This window comes from Streptomyces justiciae (assembly GCF_015163075.1).
In the GTDB taxonomy this organism is placed as follows: domain Bacteria; phylum Actinomycetota; class Actinomycetes; order Streptomycetales; family Streptomycetaceae; genus Streptomyces; species Streptomyces justiciae.
Map to the genome: position 1 here is coordinate 118,303 of NZ_JADDXU010000010.1, position 25,981 is coordinate 144,283.

The window sequence follows — 25,981 nt, forward strand, 5'->3', positions numbered from 1 at the left end:
GCGCGCTGGCGGGGGCGCTCACTTCAGCCTGCTCGACGCGAGGATCGACACCAGGTGCAGCAGCGTCTGCAGCAGGGCGATACCGGCCAGGACCGCGACCCCGAGACGGGACCAGAACAGGTCGCCGCGCATCTCATCGGCGACCGCGAGGACCAGGATCAGCAGCGACGCCTCGATGCCGAGGATGAGGCGGTGGAACTTCAGCAGCGACGCGGCCTTGCGGGCCAGCGCCATGCCGGAGGAGCGCATCTCGGCCGCCGACTCCTGCACCGGCGGCTTGCCGGCCTGGTGACGGGCGACGCCGACGAGGTCGGTCTCCGCCTTGATCAGGATGGCGCCGAGCGCGGCGAGCGTACCGAGGAACGCCCACAGCCAGTCGATACGGCCGCTGCCGAACAGGTCGGCCGAGCGCAGCCCGAAGCCGACGAGGACGGCGGCGTCGGTCAGATAGGCGCCGACCCGGTCGAGGTAGACGCCGTTGAGCGAGTACTGCTTCTTCCAGCGGGCGATCTCGCCGTCGACGCAGTCCAGCAGCAGATACATCTGCACGCAGACCACACCGAGGACGGCCCCCGGGATCCCCGGCACGATCAGTGCCGGGGCCGCGAGGACGCCGAAGACGGTCATCAGGTACGTGAGCTGGTTGGGCGTGACCCTGGTGTTCACCAGGTAGCGGTCCACCCGCAGGGACACCTCGCGCATGTAGAGGCGCCCCATCCAGTGCTCACCGCTGCGCCGATCCTTCACCCCTGCGGGGTGCACGACCGGACGGAGTTCAGCTACCGATGGTCTTGACATAGTCGACGTAGAGATCCTTGATCTGGTCGGTCTTGAGGTCGAGGTGTTCGAGGATCGTGTACCGGCCGGGCCGGGTCTCCGGGGCGAACTCCACGGCGCGGACGAACTCGTCCACGCTGAAGCCGATCTCCTCCGGCAGTACCGGCAGGCCGTGCCGGCGCAGTACCGAGGCCATGTACGCCGACTCCTCGTGCGCGCCTCGCAGGAACATCGCGAAGGTGGCGCCCAGGCCGCACTGCTCCCCGTGGGCGGCGGCGCGCTTGGGGAAGAGCAGGTCGAAGGCGTGGTTGATCTCGTGGCAGGCGCCGGAGGACGGGCGGGAGTCGCCCGAGACCGACATCGCGATGCCGCTGAGCACGAGCGCCTCGGCGAGCACCTGGAGGAAGTCGGTGTCCCCTATGCCGCCGGGGTGCCTGAGCACGGCCTCGCCGGCCTGGCGGGCGATCGAGGCGGCGAGGCCGTCGATCTTCTCGCCCTTGACGCGGTTGGCCAGCTCCCAGTCCGCGATCGCGGAGATGTTGGAGACGGCGTCACCGATCCCGGCGCGCACGAAGCGGGCCGGGGCCTCATGGATGACGTCGAGGTCGATGACGACCGCGATCGGGTTCGGCACGCCGTAGGAGCCGCGGCCCGCGTCGTTGTCGAGGGTCGCGACCGGTGAGCAGAGGCCGTCGTGCGCCAGGTTCGTCGGCACGGCGACCAGCGGCAGGCCGACCCGCGCCGCGGCGAACTTGGCGCAGTCGATGATCTTGCCGCCGCCGAGGCCCACGACCGCGTCGTAGTGGCCGGCCTTTATGTCACTGGCCAGCCGGACGGCGTCGTCGAGGGTGCCGCCGCCGACCTCGTACCAGGTGGCGCCGGGCAACGAGGGCTCGAGCCGCTTGCGCAGCTTGGCGCCGGAACCGCCGCTGACGGCGACGGCGAGCCTGCCCGAGTGCGAGATGCGCTCGTCGGCGAGGACACCGACCAGGTCGTCGAGGGCACCCGGGCGGATGTCGACGACGACCGGCGCGGGGATGAGCCGGGTCAGTAGAGGCACGCGATCTCCCGTCCGCGGGCGAGATCGTCGTGGTTGTCGATCTCCACCCACTGAACGTCACCGATCGGCGCGACGTCGATCTTGAAGCCCCGGTTCACCAGTTCCTGGTACCCGTGCTCGTAGAACTGCTGCGGGTCGGTCTCCCAGACCGTCTTCAGCGCGTCGGCCAGTTCGGGGGCGGCGTCGCCCTCGATGAGCGTGACGCCGATGTACTCGCCGGTGGCCTCGGCGGGGTCCATCAGCTTGGTGATCTTCGTGACGCCCTTGGCGGGGTCGACGACGACCTTCATCTCCTCGTCCGCGAGGGACTTCACGGCGTCGAGGGCGAGGATGATCCGCTTGCCCTCACCGCGGGCGGCGAGCAGCGTCTTCTCGACGGAGACCGGGTGCACGGTGTCGCCGTTGGCGAGGATCACGCCGTCCTTGAGGGCGTCACGCCCGCACCACAGGGAGTAGGCGTTGTTCCACTCCTCGGCCTTGTCGTTGTCGATGAGGGTGAGCTTGAGGCCGTACTTGGCCTCCAGCGCCTCCTTGCGCGCGTACACGGCTTCCTTGCGGTAGCCGACGATGATCGCGACCTCGGTCAGCCCGATCTCCGCGAAGTTGCCGAGAGTGAGGTCGAGAACCGTGGGTTCGCCCTCTATGCCCGCGGGGCCCACCGGCACCAGAGCCTTGGGAAGGCTGTCGGTGTAGGGGCGCAGACGCCGTCCGGCGCCGGCCGCCAGCACGAGGCCGATCATGCGGGTTCTCCTTCATCGTGTACGGCGGGCGCCCCGGAGGACACCCAGAAGCGGATGCTCTCGACGAGCACCACCAGGGCGACGGCCACGGCCAGAGCCGTGAGCGCGACCTTGAACTGCGAGGCGGTGAGCAGCGCGGCGAGGACGGTGACGAGCAGCGTCCGTCCTTCGTGCCCCCCGATGGCGCGCACCAGCCAGGCCGGGGACGCGCCGGCGTTGCCGCGGATGCGGTACACCGTGTCGTAGTGATGGTAGGCGACCGCCGCCACCAGCCCGAAAGCCGCAGGAAGGGCTCCGTTCACGTCCGCTTCGGCCGCGAGGACCAGGACGGTGCCGTATTCGGCGGCGCGGAAGAAGGGCGGGACGAGCCAGTCGAGGGCGCCCTTGAGGGGGCGGGCGACGGCGAGCGCCGAGGTGAGGGCGTAGACGACGGCGCCGATGATCGGCAGCGGTCCGCCGAAGTCGGTGAACGCGGCGGAGGCGACGAGCAGGAGGCCGCCGAGGAGGGCCACGGCGGGAGCCGTGAAGCCGGGCAGCTTGCGGGCGGGGTTCTTGAGGACACCGGCGAGGCCCTGGGCGAGGGGGCCCGAGTCCGTGAGGTCGGCCAGCGCCTGGGCCGCCCGGTCCGTGCGCCGCGCCTTGCGGGTCAGCGACCGCAGCACGCGGCCCGCCGTGGTGTACGTCGCGGCGAAGGCGCAGCCGATGAGCAGCGCGTAGAAGGTGATGCGCGGGGTGGTCAGCGCCGTGAGGACCGCGATCATCGCCCAGCGCTCACCGATCGGCAGCACGATCATGCGCCGCACCCACACCGTCCAGCCGACGCTGTCGAGCTTGTCGGAGAGGGCGGCGGTGGGGCTGGTGTTGGCGGTGGCGTCGTGGTTGGCCTCGTTGAAGGAGAAGTCGACGACATGGCGGCAGGTCTGCAGGACCATCGCGCCCAGCGCCAGTGCCCAGACGTCGTCGCCGCCACGGGCGGCTCCGAGGGCGAGGCCGGCGTAGTAGGCGTACTCCTTGGCCCGGTCGAAGGTGGCGTCCAGCCAGGCGCCCAGCGTGGAGTACTGGAGGGAGTAGCGGGCGAGCTGGCCGTCGGTGCAGTCCAGGACGAAGGAGAAGATCAGCAGCAGACCGGCCGCGACGAACCCGGCCCGCGTGCCCGTCGCGGCGCAACCCGCGGCGATCAGCGCGGTGAGGAGCGAGGCGGTGGTGACCTGGTTCGGGGTCAGGCCCCGGCGGGCGCACCAGCGGGCGATGTAGCGGGAGTACGGGCTGATGCAGTACGTGGTGAAGAAGCCGTCGCGGGACTTCACGGCCGATTTCAGGCGTACGGCTTCGTCGTCGACGGCGGCGACGGCCTGCCGTGCCTCGTTGCGGGCCTGCGGGTCGGCCGGGACGACGGCGACCAGGCTGCCGAGCTCGGGGTGGTGGACGCCGGCGTCGTCCGCGTCCAGCGCGGCGACGACGCGGTCGGCGAGGTGGTCGACGGCGACCGCCGTACCGCCGCCCGCGCTGTTCTCCCGGGCCATCGCGCGGGTCAGGGCCTGGCGGCCGGCCGGCTGGGCCGTGACGGCGCCGGGGATCGCGGCGAGCGGGAAGCGCGGGTCGGTCAGGCCGAGGCGCAGGGCGTGCAGATGGCCGACGAAGCCGGCGTCGACGACGGCGACGCGTTGGTCACCGGGCACCTGGGCGAGGAGCGTCTCGGTCTCGGCGGCGTCGGCGGCGGTCCGGACGTCGAAGCCGAGGGACCGCAGATCGCCTTCGATCGACGATCCGGGGACCGGCTGACCGGTGAGGATGGCGGTCGACAACCGAACTCACTCCCTGGGTGCCGACGTCTGCACGCCGGCGAGTACACGGTGGGGGCGCCCCTTGCCGGTGACGGCCGGGCGGCATGTCGGCAGAGGCTATCGGATGCCGGGAAGCCCGCGTTCACCGCCCGTTCACGGGCCGATCGACGGCGACTCCCCCGGCCTTTGCCGCGATCATCATGAGTGATCACGGGCCCCGCCCACAAACCGCGTCCCGCAGGATCGGGCATCCGGGACATAGCGTCGGCCACCCTCGCCTCGACATAGGGTGAGCGACCATGACATGGCTGATCACAGGCGGAGCGGGATACATAGGGGCCCATGTGGCGCGGGCCATGACGGAGGCCGGCGAGCGTGTGCTCGCGCTGGACGACCTCTCGGCCGGGGTTCCCGCGCGGCTTCCGGCGGACGTACCGCTGGTGCGGGGTTCGTCGCTCGACGCCGGGCTGCTGAAGCGGGTCCTCGCCGAGCACGAGGTGACCGGCGTGGTGCACCTGGCGGCGCGCAAGCAGGTCGCCGAGTCGGTGGCGCAGCCGACGCGCTACTACCAGGAGAACGTGGGTGGCCTGGCGACGCTCCTTGAGGCGGTCGCCGAGGCCGGGATCGAGCGGTTCGTGTTCTCCTCGTCGGCGGCCGTGTACGGCAATCCGGACGTGGGGCTCATCACGGAGGACACTCCGTGCGCCCCTGTGAACCCGTACGGCGAGACGAAGCTCACCGGCGAGTGGCTGGTGCGGGCCACCGGGCAGGCGCACGGGATCTCCACCGTATGTCTGCGCTATTTCAACGTGGCGGGGGCCGCGGCGCCCGAGCTGGCCGACACGGGCGTCTTCAACATCGTGCCGATGGTCTTCGACCGGCTCACCCGCGACGACGCCCCGCGGATCTTCGGCGACGACTACCCGACGCCGGACGGCACCTGTATCCGCGACTACATCCATGTCGCCGACCTGGCCGAGGCGCATCTCGCGGCCGCACGACGGGTCGGTGACCGCACCGGCGACCTGACCGTCAACATCGGACGCGGCGAGGGTGTCTCCGTTCGGGAGATGGTCACGGTCATCGGCGAGGTCACCGGCAACCGGCGGGAAGCCGTCGTCGAGCCCCGGCGCCCCGGTGACGCACCGGTCTCGGTCGCCTCGGCCGAGCTGGCCGCCCGGGAGCTCGGCTGGACCGCCCGGCGCGGGGTGCGCGACATGATCGAGTCGGCGTGGGCCGGCTGGCAACTGCATCACGGCAAGTGACTGAGGGTGCCCTGACCTGCGATTCGTTTGCGCAGGTCAGGGCACATGACAACGGTGTTCAGTGCCGCGTTGCCCGATACCCCCCACCCGTAGTTCACTGTGAAGCCGGGCAGAGATCACAGGAGGCGGCTTCCATGGGGGCAGGGCACGATCACGGGCACGCGCACTCGCATGCGCCGGCCGGCGGTACGGCGACCGCGGCGTACCGCGGCAGGCTGCGGGTGGCCCTGTCGATCACGCTCGCCGTCATGGTGGTCGAGATCGTCGGCGGCATCCTGGCGGACTCCCTCGCGCTGGTCGCGGACGCGGCGCACATGGCGACGGACGCGCTGGGCCTCGGCATGGCGCTGATGGCGATCCACTTCGCGAGCCTCCCGCCGAGCGGGAAGCGCACCTTCGGGTACGCCCGCGCCGAGATCCTCGCGGCGCTCGCCAACTGTCTGCTGCTGCTCTGCGTCGGCGGGTACGTCCTGTACGAGGCGATCCAGCGGTTCATCACGCCCGCCGGCACCGAGGGCGGGCTGACCATCGTGTTCGGCGCGATCGGTCTGGTCGCGAACATGATCTCGCTGTCCCTGCTGATGCGCGGCCAGAAGGACAGCCTGAACGTCCGGGGCGCGTTCCTGGAGGTCGCGGCGGACGCGCTGGGCTCGCTCGCGGTGATCCTCTCCGCGGTGGTGATCCTGACCACGGGCTGGCAGGCCGCCGACCCGATCGCCTCCCTCGTCATCGGCCTGATGATCGTGCCCCGCACCTGGAAGCTGCTGCGGGAGACGCTCGACGTGCTCCTGGAGGCGGCCCCGAAGAACGTCGACATGGACGAGGTGCGGGCGCACGTCCTGGCCCTGGACGGTGTCGAGGACGTCCACGACCTGCACGCCTGGACCATCACCTCCGGGATGCCGGTGCTGTCCGCGCACGTGGTGGTGCGCTCGGACGTCCTGAACGCGATCGGGCACGAGAAGATGCTGCACGAGCTCCAGGGCTGCCTCGGCGACCACTTCGACGTGGAGCACTGCACCTTCCAGCTGGAGCCCGGCGGGCACGCGGAGCACGAGGCGCGGCTCTGCCACTGAGCGTCCGGTACGTCCGCCTACATCCCATGGTGGACGGAATGCAGCGATCCGGTGCACGGTTGCGTCCTTGACCTCACAGCGCCGCCCCGGACGGTTCCCCGTCCGCCGCGCCGGGCACGATCAACGGCCGGGAGTGTCGTATCCGTACGGCACACTTGGGGCGCGTAAGACCGATGCGAAGGATGGGTATGCCGATCACACCTGCCACCGCGACGCACAGCTCGTCGAACGGCACCGCTGACCCGATTCTGCTGGAACTGGTCGACGAGGACGGCGTCACGATCGGCACCGCGGAGAAGCTCGCCGCCCATCAGCCACCCGGGCAGCTGCACCGCGCCTTCTCCGTGTTCCTCTTCGACGAGCAGGGCCGGCTGCTGCTCCAGCAGCGCGCGCTGGGCAAGTACCACTCCCCCGGCGTGTGGTCCAACACCTGCTGCGGCCACCCCTACCCGGGCGAGGCCCCGTTCGCGGCGGCGGCCCGGCGGACGTACGAGGAGCTGGGCGCCTCCCCGTCGCTGCTCGCGGAGGCGGGCACGGTGCGCTACAACCACCCGGACCCGGAATCGGGCCTGGTGGAGCAGGAGTACAACCACCTCTTCGTCGGCATGGTGCAGGCACCGCTGCGCCCGGACCCGGAGGAGATCGGCGCGACGGCCTTCGTCACCCCGGCCGAGCTGGCCGAGCGGCACGCCAAGGACACCTTCTCGGCCTGGTTCATGACGGTGCTGGACGCGGCCCGGCCCGCGGTGCGGGAGCTGACGGGCCCGAACGTCGGCTGGTAGCGGCTCCTACGGCACCCGCACGGACACGAGCGGCAGGGCGGCCCAGATCACCTTGCCGCCGTTCGCCGTGTGCTCCACGTCGCACACGCCGCCCGCCTCGCGCGTGACCTCGCGCACCAGCAGCAGCCCCCGCCCGCCCTCACCGCTGTGGTCGGTCTCCAGGGCGGTCGGGCGGTAGGGGTGGTTGTCCTCGACGGACACCCGCACCCACTCGGCGCCGACGGCCACCTCCACGGCGAGCATCGGCGACAGCAGGGCCGCGTGCCGCACCGCGTTGGTGACCAGCTCGGAGACGATCAGCAGGAGCCCCTGCACGAGCTCGTCCGAGACCGGCACCCCCTGCCGCAGCAGCAGATCCCGTACCGCGTGCCGTGCCTGCGGGACCGAGGCGTCCACGGCGGGGGCGGTGAACCGCCAGACGCCCTCGTAAGGCAGCGGGTCCGGGTCCGCGCCGCCTGGTGGGCGCGGGCCTGACCCGCGCCCGTGGTTCTCCATCGTCCGGTCGCCACCCTCGCGCTCGATTGTCACCACACGTCGAGTGTTGGTAACGCACCGCTCCGCTCCGGATGACTGAACAGAAGTCAGCAGATATCGAGCGTTTGTGATCGCCAACGCAAGATCCAGGCTCGTACGGGATCACTCCTGTCCCGGTTGTGCCGCGTTCGCGAACTATTCGGGTTGTACGGGTTTGGCGTGCGGCTCGTCCGTTTCGCTCCGTGTGCCGTCCTCGGCGGCGAGCCGGTCCGAGACCATGCCGACGATGCGCCGGCCGCCGTAGCCGGTGGCGATCAGGCCGAGGCCGTCGAAGAGGAGCGCGAGGGAGAAGAAGCAGCCGATGACGTACTTGCTGCTGCTCGGCCAGGAGGCCAGCACGAGGATGCCGAGCAGCAGACCGAAGGCGCCCTGCACCAGCGTCCAGCCGAACTGCGGTCCCCTGACCACCAGGCTGCCGACCAGCCGGAACACCCCGCCGGTCAGGAAGAGCAGCGCGGCGAACATGGTCAGCGCCTCGGCCGCCGCCTCGGGCCTGCGGATGACGACCACACCGGCCGCGATGTTCAGGGCGGCGACGACCACACCGAGCCAGAAGAAGTTGGTGCCGCGGGCCTGGATCGCGTGCAGCAGCCCCACGGCGCCGCCGATGAGCAGCAGCCAGCCGAACAGGAGCATCGAGGTGAGGGTGGCCACGCCGGTGTAGATGAGGCCGACGAGTCCGGCGAGGACCAGGATCACCCCGAGTGCGGCGATCCAGCCGAAGCCCCGGCGTAGTTTCGCGGTCTCGCTCTTGCCCTTGCCGTCGCTCGCCATCGGCGCCTCCTCGCACGGGGCCCCTCCCCGATCGTACGGTCGGGGGGTGCGGTTAGCATCCGGCCATGGAGCCCCAGTTGCAGCACCGCGTGGCCGAGTCGGTCGCCACCGTCGTCATCCGTCACCCGGCCAAGCGCAACGCCATGACGGCCGCGATGTGGCGGTCGTTGCCGCCGCTGCTCGACACGCTGGCCGCCGATCCGGACGTACGGGCGCTGGTGCTGACCGGTGAGGGCGGGACGTTCTGCGCGGGGGCCGACATCTCCACGCTGCGGGGGTCGCCGGAGGAGGCGCAGGGGCTGGCGGTCGCGGCCGAGGAGGCGCTCGCGGCGTTCCCGAAGCCGACGTTGGCGGCGATCCGGGGGCACTGTGTGGGCGGCGGTGCGCAGCTCGCGGCGGCCTGTGATCTGCGGTTCGCGGAGGAGGGCGCGCTGTTCGGGGTGACGCCGGCGAAGCTGGGGATCGTGTATCCGGCTTCTTCCACGCGGCGGTTGGTGGCGCTGGTCGGGCCGTCCGCCGCCAAGTACCTGCTGTTCTCGGGCGAGTTGATCGACGCGGAGCGGGCGCTGCGCACCGGCCTCGTCGACGAGGTGCTGCCGGAGGGTGAACTGCACAAGCGGGTGGGCGAGTTCACCCGCATCCTGGTGTCCCGCTCGCAGTTGACGCAGGCGGCGGCGAAGGAATTCGCGGGCGGGCTGACGGACCGGGACGGTTACTGGGTCGAGCAGGCGCGCGGCAGCGGCGACACCGCGGAGGGCGTCGCCGCGTTCCTGGAGCGCAGGCAGCCGCGCTTCACCTGGACTACGTCAGGATGAACCGGCTCTTCGAGCGGAACTCCTCGACGAGATGGGCCGGGGCCTTCTCCGGCGAACCGGCGTCGTAGGGCGGCTGCGGGTCGTACTCGGTCAACAGCTGGACGGCCTGGGCGTGTTCGTCGCCGGCGATCCTGCCGAGCAGGGTGAGGCCCATGTCGATGCCGGAGGAGACGCCGGCCGCGGTGACGTACTTGCCGTCGAGGACGACCCGCTCCCCGGTGGGCTCGGCGCCGAACTGCTTCAGGAAGTCCAGGGCCAGCCAGTGGGAGGTCGCGCGGCGGCCCTCCAGCAGTCCGGCGGCGGCCAGCAGCAGGGAGCCGGTGCACACCGACGTCGTCCAGGTGCTGCCTGCGTCGGCGGCGCGCAGCCAGTCGAGCAGCACCGGGTTCTCCATCTGCGGGGTCTGCCCCGGCCCGCCGGGGACGACGACGATGTCGGGGTTCGGCACCTCGGCGAGGGACTTGTCGGCGGTGATGGCCAGGTTCCCGGTGTCGGTCCGGACCGGGCCGGTGCGCTCGGCGACGAAGACGGTCTCCGCGTCGGGGAGCCGGCCGAGGGTCTCGTAGGGGCCGACGGCGTCGAGGGCGGTGAAGCGGTCGAAGAGGACGATGGCGATCTGCACGGTCTCTGCGGTCCTTTCGGTGGGCGGGTGCGGGGTGAGCCGGCGGCGGGTCTCCGGGCCGCCTTCAGTGGGCGGATGTGGGGTCAGCCGGCGGCGGGTCTCCGGGCCGCCTTCAATCGGCGGGTGCGGGGTGAACCGGCGGCGGGTCGCCAGGCCGCCTTCAATCGGCGGGTGCGGGGTGAACCGGCGGCGTGTCTCCGGGCCGCCTTCAGTGGGCGGGTGCGGGACGGAATCGGCGGCGGTACTCCGCCGGTGCGGCGCCGAGGGTTCTGATGAAGGCGCGGCGCATGGCCTCGGGGGTGCCGTAGCCGCTGGCGCGGGAGATCTCCTCGACGCCGTCGGTGGTGTCCTCCAGCAGGCGCCGGGCGTGTTCGAGGCGGACCCGGTCGACGTAGCGGCCGGGGGTCGTGCCGGTCTCGGCCTGGAAGGCGCGGGCGAAGTGGCGCGGGGAGAGCCGGGCGCGGGCGGCGAGGGACTCGACGCTGAGGTCGCCGTCCGGATGCTCGGTGATCCACTGCTGAACCTCGCGCAGCGGCTCACGCCGCGCGGTCTGAGTGGCCAACTGGGCGCTGAACTGAGCCTGGTTGCCGGGACGGCGGAGAAAGACGACGAGATGGCGGGCGATCGTCAGGGCGACGTCCCGGTCCAGGTCCTCCTCGACGAGGGCGAGGGCCAGGTCGATGCCGGCGGTGACCCCGGCGGAGGTGGCGACCTTGCCGTCCCGGATGTAGATCGGGTCGGGTTCGACGGCGACGGCCGGGTGGTTGTGGGCCAGGGTGTCGCTGTACGCCCAGTGGGTCGTGACGCGGTGACCGTCCAGGAGACCCGCGGCGGCGAGCAGGATCGCGCCGGTGCACACCGAGACGAGGCGCTCGGCGCGCGGCCCGTTCTCGCGCAGCCAGTCGGTCAGGCGCGGGTCGGGCCGCCGGGTCCCCTGTCCGCCGGGGACGAGGAGGGTGTGCGGGGCGGGGGTGTCGGCAAGGGCGAGATCCGGTACGACGGTCAGGCCGCTGGAGGTGCGCACGGGGGCGCCGTCCAGGGAGGCGGTCCGGATGCGGTAGGTGCCCGGCGTGTGGTGCTCGGCCCCGGCGAACACCTCCAGGGGGCCGGTGACGTCGAGGCTCTGCACGTCGTCGAAGAGGACGACGAGGACGGTTCGCTGCGTCATGCCGTCGATTCTTGGCGGGGCCCGCGATGGCCGCAATGACGAGTACCCCACCTTTCCTGCCATGGTCCGCCAGGCCATGGGCGACGTACCAAGCGGTTGGTAACCTGCCGGGCATGACTTCTGCCGTCCTTGCGCCGCGCTCCGGCCGCCGCTGTCACAACGTGCTCAACTCCCTGCACGCCACCTCCTACTTCGCGCCCGAGACGGGCACCGAACTGGCGGGCATCGGGATCACGCACCCCCGCGCCGTCAACTTCGCGGTGCGGGCCGCCGCGATGGGCCCGGTGGCGGCAGGGGTGGTGACAGCGGCTTTCTACAACTACAAGCACGAGCTGGTCGCCCGGCATGTCCCCGCGGTGTGGTCGATCGCCTCGCCCGAGGCCGTGCTCGCGGCACGCACGCGTGCCGTGGACGCGTCCCTGAGGCGGCTGCTGGGCGAGGACGCGGTCACGTCACCGGAGATCGCGGAAGCCGCGAAGCTGGCCCTGCGGGCCGCCGAGGCCTGTTCCCGCAGCGCCCGCCCGCTGTACGCGGCGTACGCGGACCTGCCGGTGCCCGAGGAGCCGCACCTGGCGTACTTCCACGCCACGACCCTGCTGCGCGAGCACCGGGGCGACGGCCATCTCGCCGCGCTACTGGCGGCGGGGCTGGACGGCCTGGAGGCCCTGGTGACGCACACCGCGACCGGACGGGGCATGACCCCGAAGTGGATCTTCAGCACCCGCGGCTGGACCCAGGAGGAGTGGGACGCGGCGAGGGGCCGCCTCCGGGACCGAGAGCTGCTGGACGAGGCGGGCGAGCTGACCGAGCGGGGCGTGGCGCTCCGTGAGGAGATCGAGGACATGACGGACCGGCTGGACCGGGCACCGTACGAACACCTGGGCGCGGACGGCGTGGCACGGCTGACGGAACTCGGAACCGGTTTCGCGCGGGCGGCCATGGCGGCGGGGGCGTATCCGGCGGATCTGATCGGGAAGAGCTGACGCCGGACGCGGGCGGCCGCGCGCATGGCGTGACACGGGCGAGGTACCCGGGGGCTGTCCGGTCACCGTGGCCGGACGGGAAAGGAGACCCCCGTGTTCCGTGCCATCGCTGATGTACTGCGACAGATCGGCGGCGCCATCGCCACCGTCGTGACGCTGCCCTTCCGCGCCCTGGCCCGGCTCTTCGGCGGAGCCTCGGGTTCCACCCGGAGTCGCCGGGCCTGATGGCCGCGCCCTGATCCCCGACTGTCCGTGCCACCTGCCACAATTGCCGCGCAACCTCAGTGAGAAGGCGGTACGGGATCGTGACGACACGCACCCCCATCGACGTTGGGTCCATCGAAGGAAGGATCGCCGAGGAGCTCGGCGTACGGGAGCGGCAGGTCAAGGCCGCCGTCGAGCTGCTCGACGGCGGTTCGACGGTGCCCTTCATCGCCCGCTACCGCAAGGAAGCGACCGAGATGCTCGACGACGCACAGCTGCGCACGATCGAGGAGCGGCTGCGCTATCTGCGGGAGCTGGAGGAGCGGCGGACGGCGATCCTCGAGTCGGTGCGTGAGCAGGGCAAGCTCACCGAGGAGCTGAAGGCACAGATCCGCGGCGCCGAGACCAAGGCGCGCCTTGAGGACATCTACCTGCCCTACAAGCCCAAGCGGCGCACCAAGGCGCAGATCGCGCGCGAGGCCGGGCTCGAGCCCCTCGCGGAGGGGCTGCTCGGCGACCCGACGGTCGACCCGCTCGCCGCTGCCGCCGCGTTCGTCGACGCCGACAAGGGCGTCGCCGACCCGCAGGCCGCGCTGGACGGCGCCCGAGCCATCCTCACCGAGCGCTTCTCCGAGGACGCCGACCTGATCGGCGAGCTGCGCGAGCGCATGTGGGTGCGCGGGCGCCTGGCCGCGAAGGTGAAGGACGGCAAGGAGGAGGCGGGCGCCAAGTTCGCCGACTACTTCGACTTCGCCGAGCCGTTCAAGGAGCTCCCCTCGCACCGTGTCCTGGCGATGCTGCGCGGCGAGAAGGAGGACGTCCTCGACCTCGTCCTGGAGCCCGAGGAGCCCACGGACGGGCCTTCGTCGTACGAGGGGATCGTCGCCCACAAGTTCGGCATCACCGACCGTGGGCGTCCCGCCGACAAGTGGCTGAAGGACACCGTCCGTTGGGCCTGGCGCACCCGCATCCTCGTGCACCTCGGCATCGACCTGCGACTGCGGCTGCGGACGGCCGCCGAGGACGAGGCGGTCGACGTGTTCGCGAAGAACCTCCGCGACCTGCTGCTCGCCGCCCCCGCGGGCACGCGCGCGACGCTGGGCCTCGACCCGGGCTTCCGTACGGGTGTGAAGGTCGCCGTCGTCGACGCCACCGGCAAGGTCGTCGCCACGGACGTCATCTACCCGCACGTCCCGGCCAACAAGTGGGACGAGGCGCTCGCCAAGCTGGCCGTGCTCGCCGCCCGGCACTCGGTCGAGCTGATCGCCATCGGCAACGGCACCGCGTCCCGCGAGACCGACAAGCTCGCCGGTGAACTCATCACCAAGCACCCGGAGTTGAAGCTCACCAAGGTGATGGTGTCCGAGGCGGGCGCGTCCGTGTACTCGGCCTCCGCGTTCGCCTCGCAGGAGCTGCCCGACATGGACGTGTCGCTGCGCGGCGCGGTCTCCATCGCGCGCCGCCTCCAGGACCCGCTCGCCGAGCTGGTGAAGATCGACCCGAAGTCGATCGGCGTCGGCCAGTACCAGCACGACCTGTCCGAGGTGAAGCTGTCGCGCTCGCTGGACGCGGTGGTCGAGGACTGTGTGAACGGCGTCGGCGTGGACGTGAACACCGCGTCCGCCCCGCTGCTCGCCCGCGTCTCCGGCATCACCTCCGGGCTCGCCGAGAACATCGTGTCCCACCGCGACGCCAACGGGCCGTTCACGTCCCGTACGGAGCTGAAGAAGGTGGCCCGGCTCGGCCCCAAGGCCTACGAGCAGTGCGCGGGCTTCCTCCGCATCCGCGACGGTGTCGACCCGCTCGACGCGTCCAGCGTGCACCCGGAGGCGTACCCGGTCGTGCGGCGCATGGTGAAGACGGCCGGCCAGGAGGTCGCGTCGCTCATCGGCAACACCGGGGTGCTGCGCTCGCTGCGGCCGCAGGAGTTCGTGGACGAGACGTTCGGTCTGCCGACCGTGACGGACATCCTCAAGGAGCTGGAGAAGCCGGGGCGTGACCCTCGGCCCGCGTTCAAGACGGCCACCTTCAAGGAGGGCGTCGAGAAGATCTCCGACCTCGCTCCCGGGATGATTCTGGAGGGCGTCGTGACGAACGTGGCGGCGTTCGGGGCGTTCATCGACGTCGGTGTCCACCAGGACGGTCTTGCGCATGTGTCCGCGCTGTCCAAGACGTTCGTGAAGGACCCTCGCGATGTGGTCAAGCCCGGTGACATCGTCAAGGTGAAGGTGCTGGACGTCGACATTCCGCGGAAGCGGATCTCGTTGACGCTGCGGCTCGATGACGAGAAGGCTCCGCAGGGTGCGCAGGGGGGCGGGGGTGAGCGTCGGCAGCGTGGGGGGCGTCCGCCTCAGCAGCGCCAGCGGCAGGCTCCGCCGGCCAACGGGGCTATGGCTGACGCCCTCAGGCGTGCGGGGTTGTTGGACCCGAAGAACAAGGGGCGGTAACGGTTGTGGGGAACTGCGGGCCGGTTGTGGCTGGGCGCGCAGTTCCCCGCGCCCCTTACGGCGTTTCGGTCACCTTGCCCGCTGAGACCTCCAAGCGGCGTGTCACCCTCACCGCGTCCAGCATTCTGCGGTCGTGCGTGACCAGGAGCAGCGTGCCCTCGTAGGCGTCCAGGGCCTGTTCCAACTGTTCGATCGCCGGTAGGTCCAGGTGGTTCGTGGGCTCGTCCAGGACCAACAGGTTGACGCCCCTCCCCTGGAGCAGTGCCAGTGCCGCCCTCGTGCGCTCGCCCGGAGACAGGGTCGCCGCCGAGCGCAGTACGTGGTCCGCCTTGAGGCCGAACTTGGCCAGCAGGGTGCGGACTTCCGCCGGTTCCGTGTCCGGGACGGCCGACCCGAAGGCGTCCAGCAGCGACTCCTCGCCGTGGAACAGCTTGCGGGCCTGGTCGACCTCGCCGATCAGGACGCCGGAGCCGAGCGAGGCCTGGCCGGAGGTCAGCGGCACCCGGCCCAGCAGCGCGGCCAGCAGCGTCGACTTGCCGGCGCCGTTCGCGCCCGTCACCGCGACCCGGTCCGCCCAGTCGATCTGGAGGGAGACCGGACCCAGGGTGAAGTCGCCGCGCCGTACCTCCGCGTCGCGCAGGGTCGCCACGACCGACCCCGAGCGGGGGGCCGAGGCGATCTCCATGCGCAGTTCCCACTCCTTGCGGGGCTCCTCGACCACGTCGAGGCGTTCGATCATGCGCTGGGTCTGGCGGGCCTTCGCGGCCTGCTTCTCGCTGGCCTCGCTGCGGAACTTGCGGCCGATCTTGTCGTTGTCGTTGCTCGCCTTGCGGCGGGCGTTCTTGACGCCCTTGTCCATCCAGGAGCGCTGCATCTGGGCGCGGTCCTGGAGGGCCGCCTTCTTGTCGGCGTACTCCTCGTAGTCGTCGCGGGCGTGCCGGCGGGCCACCTCGCGCTCCTCCAGGTAGGCCTCGTAGCCACCGCCGTAGAGGTTGATCTGTCCCTGGGCGAGGTCGAGTTCGAGGACCTTGGTGACCGTGCGGGTGAGGAACTCGCGGTCGTGGCTGACGACGACGGTGCCGGCGCGCAGACCGCTCACGAAGCGTTCCAGCCGCTCCAGGCCGTCGAGATCGAGGTCGTTGGTGGGCTCGTCGAGGAGGAAGACGTCGTAGCGGGACAGGAGGAGGGAGGCGAGGCCGGCGCGGGCCGCCTGGCCGCCGGACAGGGAGGTCATCGGCTGGTCGAGGTCCACGGCCAGGCCGAGGGAGTCGGCGATCTCCTCGGCGCGTTCGTCGAGGTCGGCGCCGCCGAGGTCGAGCCAGCGCTCCAGGCTGGTGGCATAGGCGTCGTCCGCGCCGGGGGCGCCCTCGACGAGCGCCTGGGTCGCCTCGTCCATGAGCCGCTGGGCCTCGGCGACGCCGGTGCGGCGGGCCAGGAAGGCACGGATCGTCTCGCCGGGGCGGCGCTCCGGCTCCTGCGGGAGGTGGCCGACGGTCGCGGTCGGCGGGGAGAGCCTGAGCTCGCCCTCCTCCGGTGCGGTCAGCCCGGCGAGCAGCCTGAGCAGCGTGGACTTGCCCGCGCCGTTGGCGCCGACCAGCCCGATGACGTCACCGGGCGCGACGACGAGGTCGAGCCCGGTGAACAGGGAGCGGTCGCCGTGGCCGGCGGCGAGGTTCTTGGCGACGAGGGTGGCAGTCATCAGGGGACCGATTTTAGCGAGGGCGGTCCGTCGATCCGCCCCGGCACTTCAGCACTCCCCTGTCAATGGGCCATCGCTTCCACCAGCACGCTCCCCGACGTCCGCGCCACCACGAAGGCCTCCCCCTTCACCGCCCTGGCGTCCAGGGCGATCCGATGCCGGCCCGCCTCCAGGACGCCGTCGAAGACCTCCTGGGCGTGGGTGCGGAAGAGCCGGTCGAGGCGGTACGCGGTGAGCCGTACCCGGCAGGGCGAGGTGACCTCGACGCCCGCCTCGCCGTCGGCGGCGACCAGGCGGGTCAGGCGGCGCTGTTCCTCGGGGCTGCGGTCGAGGGCGTGTTCGATCTGGGCGACGAGGAGGGGGACGATCGGGGCGAGTCCGTTCACGTACGTCACGTCCACGCCCGCGCGGTCGAAGGCGCGGCGCACGGAGGCACGTTCCTCCTCGCCGATCGCCCGGCCGAAGGCGACGGCTCCGTAGCCGCGGAGTTCGTCGGCGGGGACGCCGTCGGCGTCGTGGGCGATGTCGGCGCCGATGCCGATGGTGCGCAGGGCGGCGGCGAGCTTGGCGAGGAGGGCGACGCGGGCGCCGATCAGCAGGACGCGGCGGCGCGGGCTCGCGGTGCCGGAGGTGAGCAGGGAGTCGAGGGCCGCGCGGTAGTCGGCGCCGTGGAACCGGAAGGGGCCGATGCCGTGGTAGCCGTTGAGCTCCAGGTCGGCCCGTTCGTCGGTCTGCCAGGCGAAGTCCCGCCAGATGTAGTCGGCGCCCTCCTTCTCGATGACGGCGGTGACGGCACCGCAGGCGAGGTCCTCGCACTCGGGGCAGCCGTAGATGACGTAGCGCCCGCCCGGAAGCGGGGCGTCCGTCTCCAGCAGGAGGCTGCGGACCTGGGCGGTGAAGATCGAGGGTGGGACGTCCGAGGCGAGTGGGGAGACGGCGTCGAGGTCGGAGAGCTGGAAGAGCAACGGTCGTCCGTCGACGATGAAGTCCACGAAGTCGCGGTGGACTTGGTAGTCACCGTTGACGAGGACTCCACCGGCACGCATCGCCGGTGCCAGGCCGAAGGTCGCGTACTCGGCAGACATGCTGCGAGTATTCCCGCAGCAAGCGCCCTCTGAGCACGGCATGACACATTCCGCTACGTTTCGGTCGTGGACGGTGAGCTGAGCAGCGAAGTCGTGGTGGTCGGCGGGGGCGTGATCGGGCTGACGACGGCCGTGGTGCTGGCCGAGCGCGGGCGCCGGGTGCGGGTGTGGACGCGGGACCCCGTCGAGCGGACCACCTCGGCGGTTGCCGGGGCGCTGTGGTGGCCGTACCGGATCAGGCCGGTCGCGGCGGCGCGGGCGTGGGCGCTGCGCTCGCTGGACGTGTACGAGGAGCTGGCGGCGGACCCGGACCGTACCGGCGTACGCATGGTCGAAGGGGTACTGGGTGAGGAGGAGCTGGACGACGGGTTCGGCTGGCTGACCGCCCGGCTGCCGGGGCTGCGGCCGGTCACCGCCGAGGAGTACGCCGGGACCGGGCTGTGGGCGCGGCTGCCGCTGGTCGACATGGCGGCCCATCTGCCGTGGCTGCGGCGGCGGTTCGTCGAGGCGGGCGGGGTGGTCGAGACGCGTACGGTGTCCGATCTGGCCGACGTCGATGCGGCCGTGGTGGTCAACTGCACGGGGCTGGGTGCGGCTGAGCTGGTGCCGGACCCGTCGATGGTGCCGGTGCGGGGGCAGTTGGTCGTGGTGGAGAACCCGGGCATCCGGACGTGGGTGGTGTCGACGGGTGCCGACGGGCAGATGGCGTACTTCTTCCCGCAGCCGGGGCGGCTGCTGCTGGGCGGTACGGCGGTCGAGGGTGAGTGGTCCACGGAGCCCGATCCGGCCGTGGCCGAGGCGATCGTACGGCGGTGTGCGGCGCTGCGGCCGGAGATCGCGGGGGCGCGGGTGCTGGGGCACCGGGTGGGGCTGCGGCCGGCCCGGGACGCGGTCCGGCTGGAGCGTGAACTCCTGCCCGGCGGGCGGGTGTTGGTGCACAACTACGGGCACGGCGGGGCGGGTGTGACGGTGGCGTGGGGGTGTGCGGAGGAGGCCGCGGGGCTGGCCACGACCTGAATCGGTCCTGGCGCGACCAGCCCCCGCCGGCCCGCGGATTCGTCACCGCTCTCGCGGCGGAGCCTAACCGTGGTCGTGGCCCAGCGGGTCGCCCTCCGTCTCCGTGCCGGGCCCCGGGCCGACCCGGATCTCGAAGTCGCCGTCGTACCTCTTGTGGCCCTCGATCACGGCGAGTTCGACGGCCTCGGAGCCCATCTCGCCGCGCACGATGACCGGGTCGCGGCGCAGGTCGCGCATGAGGGCGACGCACATGCCGATCATCACGAGGACGAAGGGCGCGGCGGCCAGGATCGTGAGGTTCTGCAGGCCGGTGAGGGCGTCGCCCTGGCCGCTGCCGACAAGGAGCATGATGGCGGCGACGGCGCCGGTGACGATGCCCCAGAACACCACGACGAACCGGCCGGGTTCGAGCGCGCCCTTCTGGGAGAGCGTGCCCATCACGATGGAGGCGGCGTCGGCTCCCGAGACGAAGAAGATGCCGACCAGGATCATGACGAGCAGGCTGGTGGCGGTGGCGATGGGGAACTCCTGGAGCACGCCGAAGAGTTGGCCCTCGGGGGTGTCCTCGCCGGCGAGCGCGCCGCCCTCCTTCAGCTTCATCGCCGTGCCGCCGAAGACGGCGAACCAGATCAGGCTGACCGTGCTGGGGACGAGGATGACGCCGCCGACGAACTGGCGGATGGTGCGGCCGCGGCTGATGCGGGCGATGAACATGCCGACGAACGGCGTCCAGGAGATCCACCAGGCCCAGTAGAAGACGGTCCAGCTGCCGAGCCAGTCGGCGACGCCCTTGCCGCCGCTCGCCTCGGTGCGGCCGGCGAGCTGGGGAAGGTCGCCCAGGTACGAGAAGATCGAGGTGGGCAGCAGGTCGAGGACGATGATCGTGGGCCCGGCGATGAACACGAACACGGCGAGGATCAGGGCGAGCACCATGTTGGTGTTGGACAGCCACTGGATGCCCCGCTCGACGCCCGAGACCGCCGAGGCGACGAACGCCAGCGTGAGGACGGCGATGATCGCGACGAGCAGTCCGGTGCTGACGTCGTCCATCCAGTCCAACTCCTGGAACCCGGAGCCGATCTGGAGAGCGCCGAGGCCGAGGGAGGCCGCGGAGCCGAAGATGGTGGCGATGATCGCGAGGATGTCGATGACCCGGCCGACGCCGCCCTCGGCGTGCCGCTCCCCGATGAGCGGGGTGAACACGGCGCTGATGGTCTGGCGCCGGCGCTTGCGGAAGGTGCTGTAGGCGATGCCGAGGCCGACCACCGCGTAGATCGCCCAGGGGTGCAGCGTCCAGTGGAACAGGGTGGTCGCCATCGCCGTCTCCATGCGGTCACCGGAGTCGGCGGGGTTCGTGCCCGGCGGCGGGGTCGTGTAGTGAGCGAGGGGTTCGCTCACGCCGTAGAACATCAGACCGATGCCCATGCCGGCGCTGAACATCATCGCGACCCACGACACGGTCCGGAACTCGGGCTCCTCGCCCTCGGCGCCGAGGTGGATGCGGCCGTAGCGGCTGACCGCGAGCCACAGCGCGAAGACCACGAAGCAGGAGGCGGCCAGCATGAAGGCCCAACCGCCGTTCTTGATCAGGCCGTTGAGCATCTTCGTGGAGGCGCTCTCCAGCGAGTCCGTCGCCGTGGAGCCCCAGATCACGAACGCCACGGTGATGACGGCGGTGACCCCGAACACCACGCGGTCGGTGGTGTGGTCGCGGGGAAGGTCCGCCGCACCTTCCCCGCCACCCCTTTTCTTCATGTCTTCCGTCATTTGCGGCACCTTCTCCCGAAACCCATGGATACGGCCTACCACAGGTACCGCACATGACTCGGTTTTCAACAGTCGATGTCGAATTCCTGGATTTCTACGGGACGCGCTGGACGGATCGCGGCGCCTGGACGCCGTCGAGCCGCGTGGACTCCGGTACGACGGTGGCGGCGCCGTCGGTGGCGTGGGCGAAGGCCGGGGCGCCGCCGACCAGCGGGACGCTCGCCTTCGTGCGGGACAGGTCCAGCGTGAGGGTGGGCGTGGTGGACGGCGGGTCGATCAGGTCCTTGTCCGTGCCCGCGACGATCAGGGCGAGCCGGTGGCCGGCCGGGACGACATGGTCGGTGGCCGCCAGGTCGAGGGTGATCGTGTACGCCTTGCCCGGCGTGAGCGGGACGCCCTTGCCGGGGTTCGCGTACGTGCCGAGGTCGGCCCAGCCGCGGCTGACGACCTCGTAGTCGACGTCGGCGGTCTTGGCCTGGGTGACCTTGAAGCAGGCGCTGTCACCGGCGGTGCTGACGCCCCAGCAGGTGCGGTCGGTGAGCGTGGTGATGCCCTCGCCGCTCGCCGCGTAGTCCCGGATGGTGTTCGGGCCGAGGTCCACGAGGACGGCGGAGAGGTGGGCCGTCGAGGTGGTGGGCGTGGCGGTGACGGTGACCTTGGAGGAGCCGGAGATGCGGACGTCCTTGGTGAGCGCGCCGGTGGTGAAGCCCGCCTTGTCGGGGGTGGAGCTGTCGATCCGGGCGGCCCAGTCCGTCTCGCTCAGCGCCGGGTTGTCGGTGAAGGTCTCGGTGCCGGTGCCCTTGGTAAGGCCGAGGGTGCCGACGCCGGGCTGGGTGCCCCGGTCGGGGCGCAGGGTGGCGGTGCTGGTGCCGCGCGGAGGCCAGAGCTTCGACGTCACCCACTGGTCGGGATGGCGTTCGATGTCGGCCATCGGCTCGCGGTCGATGCCGTTGTCGTAGCCGAGGAGTTCGTGGTCGAACCAGCGGTGCAGGGTGTCGACCCATTCCGCGCGGCGGAAGTCGAAGGGGTCGACGTGGCCGGTCTGGGAGAGCCAGATCTTGCGCTCGACGCCGTTCTTCGCGAGGGCGTCCCACCACTGGCCGAGGTGCTTCATGCGGACGTTGAGGTCCTGCTGGCCGTGGATGGCGAAGACGCTGGCCTTCACCTTGGCGGCGTCCTTGACGTAGTCGCGCTCGGTCCAGAAGCCCGTCCAGTCGCCGGTGCGCGGGGCGCCGTCGACGATCTTCTGCTGGACGGCGGCGCACTTGGCGCGGGCGTCGGGGCTGTCGACGTAGTCGGAGAGCCAGTCGGGGCCGGAGTCGTAGAGCGGGGCGCCCTGCTGGAAGTAGTAGTCGTACCAGGAGGAGATGGCGCTGATCGGGACGATGGTCTTCAGGCCCTTGACGCCGGTCGCGGCGACGCCGTTGGCTATGGTGCCGTCCCAGCTCTTGCCGATCATGCCGGTTCTGCCGTTGGTCCAGGAGGGCTTGGCCGCGCGGGCGGTGCCGGTCCGGGTCGTGTAGGCGGTGGCTCGGCCATTCAGCCAGTCGACCACTGCTTTCGCCGACCAGATGTCCGAGCGGCCGCCGACGTCCACGCAGCCGTCGGAGCGGTTGGTGCCGGCGAGGTCGACGCCGACGAAGGCGTAGCCGCGCGGCACGAAGTAGTTGTCGTAGAAGAGCGGCATCTGGACGACGTTGCCATTGGCGTCGTACGTCTTCTTCTGGCTCTCGTTGCCGCGCCCGCAGCAGGAGTAGTACGGGCTGGCGTCCATGATGACCGGAACCTTGCGGCCCTGTTGGGCGGGTTCGCGGGGGCGGACGATGTCGACGGCCACGCGGTCCTTCTTGCCGTCGCCGTCCCCGTCGAGGCCGGTGTCCACCCAGACCGCCTCGCGTACGGCGTTCTCGTAGGAGTAGACGGGTCGGCTCTCCCGGGGCGCTGCCTGTGCGGCGGCGGGGGTGAGGAACGTGGCCAGCAGGGCGGCGGTGGCCGCGGTCGCGAGCGGTCTCCAGATCGTGAAGCGCGTGCGTATCGGCATGGCGCGGACGGTACATCGGTCAACTCCTGCGCAAAAGAGGGCCGTTCGACGCGTGGAGTGGCGTGGGTCCGCTCATGACGGCCGAATGGCGATCGTGTGACAGGGGTGGGCGTGGACACGGTTGGGCCCACAGGTGATGAATAGGCTTCGAACAGACTTCGTGCCCCTACGACTTGGAGCTTTCGTGCACCGCAGAATCATCGCGCCGGGCGCACTCGCTGCCGCGTCCGTCCTGCTGGCGATCCCGGCATCGGCCGCGAGCTACTCCCCTGGCGCCCCGGGCATCGGCGACCCCTACTACCCGACCTACGGCAACGGCGGATACGACGTCTCCCACTACGACCTGCGGCTGAAGTACCAGCCCGCGACGGACGAGTTGGAGGGCACGGCGACCCTTCTCGCCCGCACCACGCAGGACTTGTCCCGCTTCAACCTGGACTTCCTGCTGAATGTCTCCGAGGTGCGGGTCAACGGCGCGAAGGCGTCGTTCGCCGCGTCCGGCGAGCACGAGCTGGAGATCACGCCGAAGTCGCCGTTGCCGAAGGGGACTTCGGTGACGGTCGTGGTGCGGTACAGCGGGGTGCCGTCGTCGAAGCAGGCGTACGGCTTCACCAGCTGGCACCGCACTCCGGACGGTGGCGTCGGCGCCAATGAGCCCGAGTCGGCCTGGTGGTGGTTCCCGAGCAACGACCACCCGCTCGACAAGGCCACCTACGACGTCTCGGTCCTGGTGCCGGACGGCAGCCAGGCTATCTCCAACGGCACGCTCCAGTCGACGAGTTCACGCCTCGGCTGGACCCGCTGGAACTGGCGCTCCGACAAGCCGCAGGCCACCTATCTCGCGACGCTGGCCGTCGGCAGGTTCGACATCACGACCGGGAAGACCGAGAGCGGTATTCCGGTCATCAACGCGTACAGCAAGGATCTCGGCGCCAACGACGGTGCCGCCCGGGCCAGCATCGAGCGGACCGGGGAGGTCGCCGACTGGCTGAGCGAGTACTTCGGGCCGTACCCCTACAACGCGCTCGGCGGGTACGTGCCGAACACCACCACCGGGTACGCGTTGGAGACGCAGACCCGGCCGTTCTACAGCCCGCGGCAGTTCGCGAACGGGTCCAACGTGTCGGTGGTCGTGCACGAGCTGGCCCACCAGTGGTACGGCGACCTGGTGTCCGTGTCCGGCTGGAAGGACATCTGGATCAACGAGGGCTTCGCGCGGTACGCGCAGTGGCTGTGGTCCGAGCACGAGGACGAGGGCACCGCGCAGGAGCTCGCGGACTACGTGTACGACTCGCACCCTGCCGACGACCCGTTCTGGACGGTGAAGCCCGGTGACCCGGGGCCGGAGAACCAGTTCGACATCGCGGTCTACGACCGGGGCGCGCTGGCGCTCCAGGCACTGCGGAACGAGATCGGCGACGACGCGTTCTTCACGGTCCTGAAGGGCTGGCCACAGAAGTACGCGTACGGCAACGCGTCCGTCGCCGACTTCCGGACGTACGCGGAGGAGGTGTCCGGGCAGTCGCTGTCGGCGCTGTTCGACACCTGGCTGTTCCAGCCGACGAAGCCGGCCGCACCGGCGGCGCGGGCCGCGTCGATCGCGGGGGCGTCGGCCGCTCCGGAGCAGCCGAAGTCGTGGAAGAAGATCGCGGCGACGAACGACGTACACGCGCACTGAGCGCTCCGCGGGCTGTGCGGTGATGGGTCGTCGAGCGTCTGCGGCGCCGTTGTGGCCGGTCGCGCCCACGCGGCGGAGCCGCAGATCGGCACGCCCCGCGCCCCTTCAGGGCGCTGCGGCCCGTTGAGAAGGGGTACTCGGCAGGTGGTGTGGGGCGCCTCGCCGGGCGTTGGCGCTGCCGCGCTCCGCGCCCTCCCGCGGTCTACGGTGGGCCCACGTCGCCGGACGCGTGGGCCGACCGGCGCCGCCTGACGAGGGAGTCGGAGTGCGGGACGTCGCGATCATCGAGGCACCGTCCGTGCTGGGGCTGCGGCCGACCGGCGTCGAGGAGCTGCCCCGGGCACTGCTCGACGCGGGTCTCGCCGACGGCCTCGGCACGGCGTCGGCGGGCAGGGTGGACCCCGGCCCGTACGACCCGGAGCGGGACCCGGAGAGCGGGGTGCTCAATCCGGCCGGGATCGCCGAGCACGCCGTACGGCTGGCGGACGCGGTGGGCGGGGTGCTGGACGACGGGCGGTTCCCGGTGGTGCTGGGCGGCGACTGCAGCATCCTCCTCGGCAATCTGCTCGCCCTGCGTCGCCGGGGGCGGCACGGCCTGCTGTTCCTCGACGGCCACACCGACTTCTACCAGCCGGAGGCGGAGCCGGTCGGCGAGGTCGCCTCGATGGAGCTGGCCCTGGCCACCGGGCGCGGGCCCGCGGTCCTCGCCGATCTGGAGGGGCTGGGGCCGCTGGTGCGGGACGGGGACGTCGTCGCGCTGGGCTTCCGGGACCAGGCGGAGGTGGCGGTGTTCGGGGTGCAGCCGCTGCCGGAGGAACTGCACGCGCTGGATCTCGACCGGGTGCGGGAGCTGGGGGCGGGTGAGGCGGCGCGGCACGCGGTGGAGGTGTTGACCGGTGAGCGCGGCGACGCCGGGTACTGGGTGCATCTCGACGTCGATGTGCTGGACGACGCGGTCATGCCCGCCGTGGACTATCGGCTGGACGGCGGGCTGAGCTGGGACGAGCTGGAGACCGTCCTGCGTACGGCCCTGTCCGGCACCGGCGCGGTCGGCCTCGACGTCACGATCTTCAACCCACGCCTCGATCCGGACGGCAGCATCACGGCACGGCTGACCGAGTGCCTGCTACGCGGCTTCGCCGCCCAGGGCTGACCCGGTCACACGGCGTCCGCCGCGCGCGTCGGGGCCTCCGGGCCCACCGGCTCCCCCAGCACCCGGCTCGCCAACTCCGCCGCCAACTCGGGGAGGTAGTCCTGGAGTTCGGCTCGGGCGGCCGTCAGGTCGGCGTCGATGCGGGTGGCGGCCCGGGCGAGGAGTTCGTCGCGTTCGCGTATGCCCTCCGCGCGGGCCTCGGCGATGAGCGCGGCGCCCTCCGCCTCGGCCCGCTGACGGGTGCGGGCCGCGTCATGGCGGGCGTCGGCGAGTTCGGCCTCGGCCTCGGCGCGCTTCTCCTCGGCCAGCGCGCGGAGCTGCTCGGCCTGCGCGGTGACCCCGTCCGTGGCCTGCTCGCGCGCCTCCAGGACCCGGTTCATCCGGCGCAGCAACGGGACCAGACAGAGGAAGCAGACGCCGAACAGCACCACCCCGACCGCCAGATCCTGGACCTGGGGGTTCAGCGGGCCGATCTCCACCGGAATGAGGTCCATACCGCCTCCTGCCGTG

The 25,981-nt window shown here is 71.3% G+C and carries 23 protein-coding genes; 10 read left to right on the forward strand and 13 right to left on the reverse strand.

The window, feature by feature from the left end:
* Positions 1–18 precede the first annotated feature (18 nt).
* From IQ210_RS26820 to IQ210_RS26835, 4 genes are read right to left on the reverse strand one after another with little or no spacing between them, the layout of a single operon-like run.
* Complete coding sequence (locus IQ210_RS26820; protein WP_194081694.1) at positions 19–798, reverse strand: CDP-alcohol phosphatidyltransferase family protein; 780 nt, start codon at positions 796–798, stop codon at positions 19–21.
* On the reverse strand, positions 776–1,837 hold the full coding sequence (locus IQ210_RS26825; protein WP_194081695.1) for an iron-containing alcohol dehydrogenase family protein: 1,062 nt from the start codon (positions 1,835–1,837) through the stop codon (positions 776–778). Before IQ210_RS26825 ends, IQ210_RS26820 begins: the two co-directional genes overlap by 23 nt.
* Positions 1,825–2,577, reverse strand: a complete 753-nt coding sequence (locus tag IQ210_RS26830) for a phosphocholine cytidylyltransferase family protein (protein WP_194081696.1) — start codon at positions 2,575–2,577, stop codon at positions 1,825–1,827. Before IQ210_RS26830 ends, IQ210_RS26825 begins: the two co-directional genes overlap by 13 nt.
* Positions 2,574–4,382, reverse strand: a complete 1,809-nt coding sequence (locus IQ210_RS26835; protein WP_194081697.1) for a DUF5941 domain-containing protein — start codon at positions 4,380–4,382, stop codon at positions 2,574–2,576. The genes IQ210_RS26830 and IQ210_RS26835 overlap by 4 nt, the downstream gene beginning before the upstream one ends.
* Before the next feature lie 278 nt (positions 4,383–4,660).
* Here IQ210_RS26835 and galE point away from each other — a divergent pair, with 278 nt between their 5' ends.
* From galE to idi, 3 genes are all read left to right on the forward strand, one after another.
* Positions 4,661–5,626: a UDP-glucose 4-epimerase GalE gene (gene galE / locus IQ210_RS26840; RefSeq protein ID WP_194081698.1), complete on the forward strand. Its 966-nt coding sequence runs from the start codon at positions 4,661–4,663 to the stop codon at positions 5,624–5,626.
* 134 nt (positions 5,627–5,760) lie between these two features.
* On the forward strand, positions 5,761–6,702 hold the full coding sequence (locus tag IQ210_RS26845; protein ID WP_194081699.1) for a cation diffusion facilitator family transporter: 942 nt from the start codon (positions 5,761–5,763) through the stop codon (positions 6,700–6,702).
* Between the two features lie 188 nt (positions 6,703–6,890).
* Entirely contained in the window at positions 6,891–7,484 is a 594-nt protein-coding gene (idi, locus tag IQ210_RS26850; RefSeq protein WP_097271083.1) for an isopentenyl-diphosphate Delta-isomerase, read from the forward strand.
* Positions 7,485–7,490: 6 nt separating this feature from the next.
* On the opposite strand, the gene IQ210_RS26855 is transcribed toward idi, so the two are convergent.
* Together IQ210_RS26855 and IQ210_RS26860 are read right to left on the reverse strand one after the other, a co-directional pair.
* Positions 7,491–7,979 (reverse strand): ATP-binding protein, encoded by a 489-nt coding sequence (locus IQ210_RS26855; protein ID WP_194081889.1) that lies wholly within the window; start codon positions 7,977–7,979, stop codon positions 7,491–7,493.
* Positions 7,980–8,153: 174 nt separating this feature from the next.
* Positions 8,154–8,792 carry an HdeD family acid-resistance protein gene (locus IQ210_RS26860; RefSeq protein WP_194081700.1) on the reverse strand — a complete coding sequence of 213 codons (639 nt, stop codon included), beginning with the start codon at positions 8,790–8,792 and terminating at the stop codon, positions 8,154–8,156.
* 65 nt (positions 8,793–8,857) lie between these two features.
* On the opposite strand from IQ210_RS26860, the gene IQ210_RS26865 reads away from it, so the two are divergent.
* Positions 8,858–9,607 carry an enoyl-CoA hydratase/isomerase family protein gene (locus tag IQ210_RS26865; RefSeq protein ID WP_194081701.1) on the forward strand — a complete coding sequence of 250 codons (750 nt, stop codon included), beginning with the start codon at positions 8,858–8,860 and terminating at the stop codon, positions 9,605–9,607.
* Here IQ210_RS26865 and IQ210_RS26870 read toward each other — a convergent pair.
* Positions 9,594–10,229, reverse strand: coding sequence for a DJ-1/PfpI family protein (locus IQ210_RS26870; RefSeq protein ID WP_194081702.1), 636 nt, complete (start codon positions 10,227–10,229; stop codon positions 9,594–9,596). The two genes, IQ210_RS26865 and IQ210_RS26870, sit on opposite strands and share 14 nt — an antisense overlap.
* Before the next feature lie 208 nt (positions 10,230–10,437).
* Positions 10,438–11,397 (reverse strand): GlxA family transcriptional regulator, encoded by a 960-nt coding sequence (locus IQ210_RS26875; RefSeq protein ID WP_194081703.1) that lies wholly within the window; start codon positions 11,395–11,397, stop codon positions 10,438–10,440.
* Positions 11,398–11,510: 113 nt separating this feature from the next.
* On the opposite strand from IQ210_RS26875, the gene IQ210_RS26880 reads away from it, so the two are divergent.
* The 3 genes from IQ210_RS26880 (at position 11,511) to IQ210_RS26885 (ending at position 15,031) form a co-directional block, all read left to right on the forward strand.
* The gene (locus IQ210_RS26880) at positions 11,511–12,380 is read left to right on the forward strand and encodes an SCO6745 family protein (protein WP_194081704.1); all 870 of its coding nucleotides are present in this window, start codon (positions 11,511–11,513) and stop codon (positions 12,378–12,380) included.
* Positions 12,381–12,473: 93 nt separating this feature from the next.
* A complete protein-coding gene (locus IQ210_RS47950; protein WP_252100555.1) occupies positions 12,474–12,605 on the forward strand; it encodes an LPFR motif small protein in 132 nt (43 codons plus the stop codon).
* Between the two features lie 80 nt (positions 12,606–12,685).
* The gene (locus IQ210_RS26885; RefSeq protein WP_194081705.1) at positions 12,686–15,031 is read left to right on the forward strand and encodes a Tex family protein; all 2,346 of its coding nucleotides are present in this window, start codon (positions 12,686–12,688) and stop codon (positions 15,029–15,031) included.
* A gap of 55 nt (positions 15,032–15,086) precedes the next feature.
* Here the strand turns inward: IQ210_RS26885 and abc-f are convergent, their stop codons facing one another.
* Entirely contained in the window at positions 15,087–16,730 is a 1,644-nt protein-coding gene (gene abc-f, locus IQ210_RS26890) for a ribosomal protection-like ABC-F family protein (RefSeq protein ID WP_194081706.1), read from the reverse strand.
* 62 nt (positions 16,731–16,792) lie between these two features.
* Positions 16,793–17,815 carry an oxidoreductase gene (locus tag IQ210_RS26895; protein WP_194081707.1) on the reverse strand — a complete coding sequence of 341 codons (1,023 nt, stop codon included), beginning with the start codon at positions 17,813–17,815 and terminating at the stop codon, positions 16,793–16,795.
* Positions 17,816–17,881: 66 nt separating this feature from the next.
* On the opposite strand from IQ210_RS26895, the gene IQ210_RS26900 reads away from it, so the two are divergent.
* A complete protein-coding gene (locus IQ210_RS26900) occupies positions 17,882–18,832 on the forward strand; it encodes an FAD-dependent oxidoreductase (protein WP_194081708.1) in 951 nt (316 codons plus the stop codon).
* A gap of 63 nt (positions 18,833–18,895) precedes the next feature.
* Here IQ210_RS26900 and IQ210_RS26905 read toward each other — a convergent pair whose 3' ends face one another.
* Positions 18,896–20,599, reverse strand: a complete 1,704-nt coding sequence (locus IQ210_RS26905) for a BCCT family transporter (protein ID WP_194081709.1) — start codon at positions 20,597–20,599, stop codon at positions 18,896–18,898.
* Positions 20,600–20,693: 94 nt separating this feature from the next.
* A complete protein-coding gene (locus IQ210_RS26910; protein WP_194081710.1) occupies positions 20,694–22,640 on the reverse strand; it encodes a Xaa-Pro dipeptidyl-peptidase in 1,947 nt (648 codons plus the stop codon).
* Between the two features lie 184 nt (positions 22,641–22,824).
* On the opposite strand from IQ210_RS26910, the gene IQ210_RS26915 reads away from it, so the two are divergent.
* Both IQ210_RS26915 and IQ210_RS26920 read left to right on the forward strand, forming a co-directional pair.
* A complete protein-coding gene (locus IQ210_RS26915) occupies positions 22,825–24,318 on the forward strand; it encodes a M1 family metallopeptidase (RefSeq protein ID WP_194081711.1) in 1,494 nt (497 codons plus the stop codon).
* Positions 24,319–24,583: 265 nt separating this feature from the next.
* The gene (locus IQ210_RS26920) at positions 24,584–25,471 is read left to right on the forward strand and encodes an arginase family protein (RefSeq protein WP_194081712.1); all 888 of its coding nucleotides are present in this window, start codon (positions 24,584–24,586) and stop codon (positions 25,469–25,471) included.
* A 5-nt stretch (positions 25,472–25,476) separates the two neighbouring features.
* Here IQ210_RS26920 and IQ210_RS26925 read toward each other — a convergent pair whose 3' ends face one another.
* Positions 25,477–25,965 carry a F0F1 ATP synthase subunit B family protein gene (locus IQ210_RS26925; protein ID WP_194081713.1) on the reverse strand — a complete coding sequence of 163 codons (489 nt, stop codon included), beginning with the start codon at positions 25,963–25,965 and terminating at the stop codon, positions 25,477–25,479.
* Between the last annotated feature and the right edge of the window lie 16 nt (positions 25,966–25,981).

Coding starts and splice junctions, on each gene's coding strand:
- IQ210_RS26820 (WP_194081694.1), bottom strand. CDS start 798: ATGTCAAGACCATCGGTAGCTGAACTCCGTCCGGTCGTGCACCCCGCA.
- IQ210_RS26830 (WP_194081696.1), bottom strand. CDS start 2,577: ATGATCGGCCTCGTGCTGGCGGCCGGCGCCGGACGGCGTCTGCGCCCC.
- galE (WP_194081698.1), top strand. CDS start 4,661: ATGACATGGCTGATCACAGGCGGAGCGGGATACATAGGGGCCCATGTG.
- IQ210_RS26845 (WP_194081699.1), top strand. CDS start 5,761: ATGGGGGCAGGGCACGATCACGGGCACGCGCACTCGCATGCGCCGGCC.
- idi (WP_097271083.1), top strand. CDS start 6,891: ATGCCGATCACACCTGCCACCGCGACGCACAGCTCGTCGAACGGCACC.
- IQ210_RS26855 (WP_194081889.1), bottom strand. CDS start 7,979: ATGGAGAACCACGGGCGCGGGTCAGGCCCGCGCCCACCAGGCGGCGCG.
- IQ210_RS26860 (WP_194081700.1), bottom strand. CDS start 8,792: ATGGCGAGCGACGGCAAGGGCAAGAGCGAGACCGCGAAACTACGCCGG.
- IQ210_RS26865 (WP_194081701.1), top strand. CDS start 8,858: ATGGAGCCCCAGTTGCAGCACCGCGTGGCCGAGTCGGTCGCCACCGTC.
- IQ210_RS26875 (WP_194081703.1), bottom strand. CDS start 11,397: ATGACGCAGCGAACCGTCCTCGTCGTCCTCTTCGACGACGTGCAGAGC.
- IQ210_RS26880 (WP_194081704.1), top strand. CDS start 11,511: ATGACTTCTGCCGTCCTTGCGCCGCGCTCCGGCCGCCGCTGTCACAAC.
- abc-f (WP_194081706.1), bottom strand. CDS start 16,730: ATGACTGCCACCCTCGTCGCCAAGAACCTCGCCGCCGGCCACGGCGAC.
- IQ210_RS26895 (WP_194081707.1), bottom strand. CDS start 17,815: ATGTCTGCCGAGTACGCGACCTTCGGCCTGGCACCGGCGATGCGTGCC.
- IQ210_RS26905 (WP_194081709.1), bottom strand. CDS start 20,599: ATGACGGAAGACATGAAGAAAAGGGGTGGCGGGGAAGGTGCGGCGGAC.
- IQ210_RS26910 (WP_194081710.1), bottom strand. CDS start 22,640: ATGCCGATACGCACGCGCTTCACGATCTGGAGACCGCTCGCGACCGCG.
- IQ210_RS26925 (WP_194081713.1), bottom strand. CDS start 25,965: ATGGACCTCATTCCGGTGGAGATCGGCCCGCTGAACCCCCAGGTCCAG.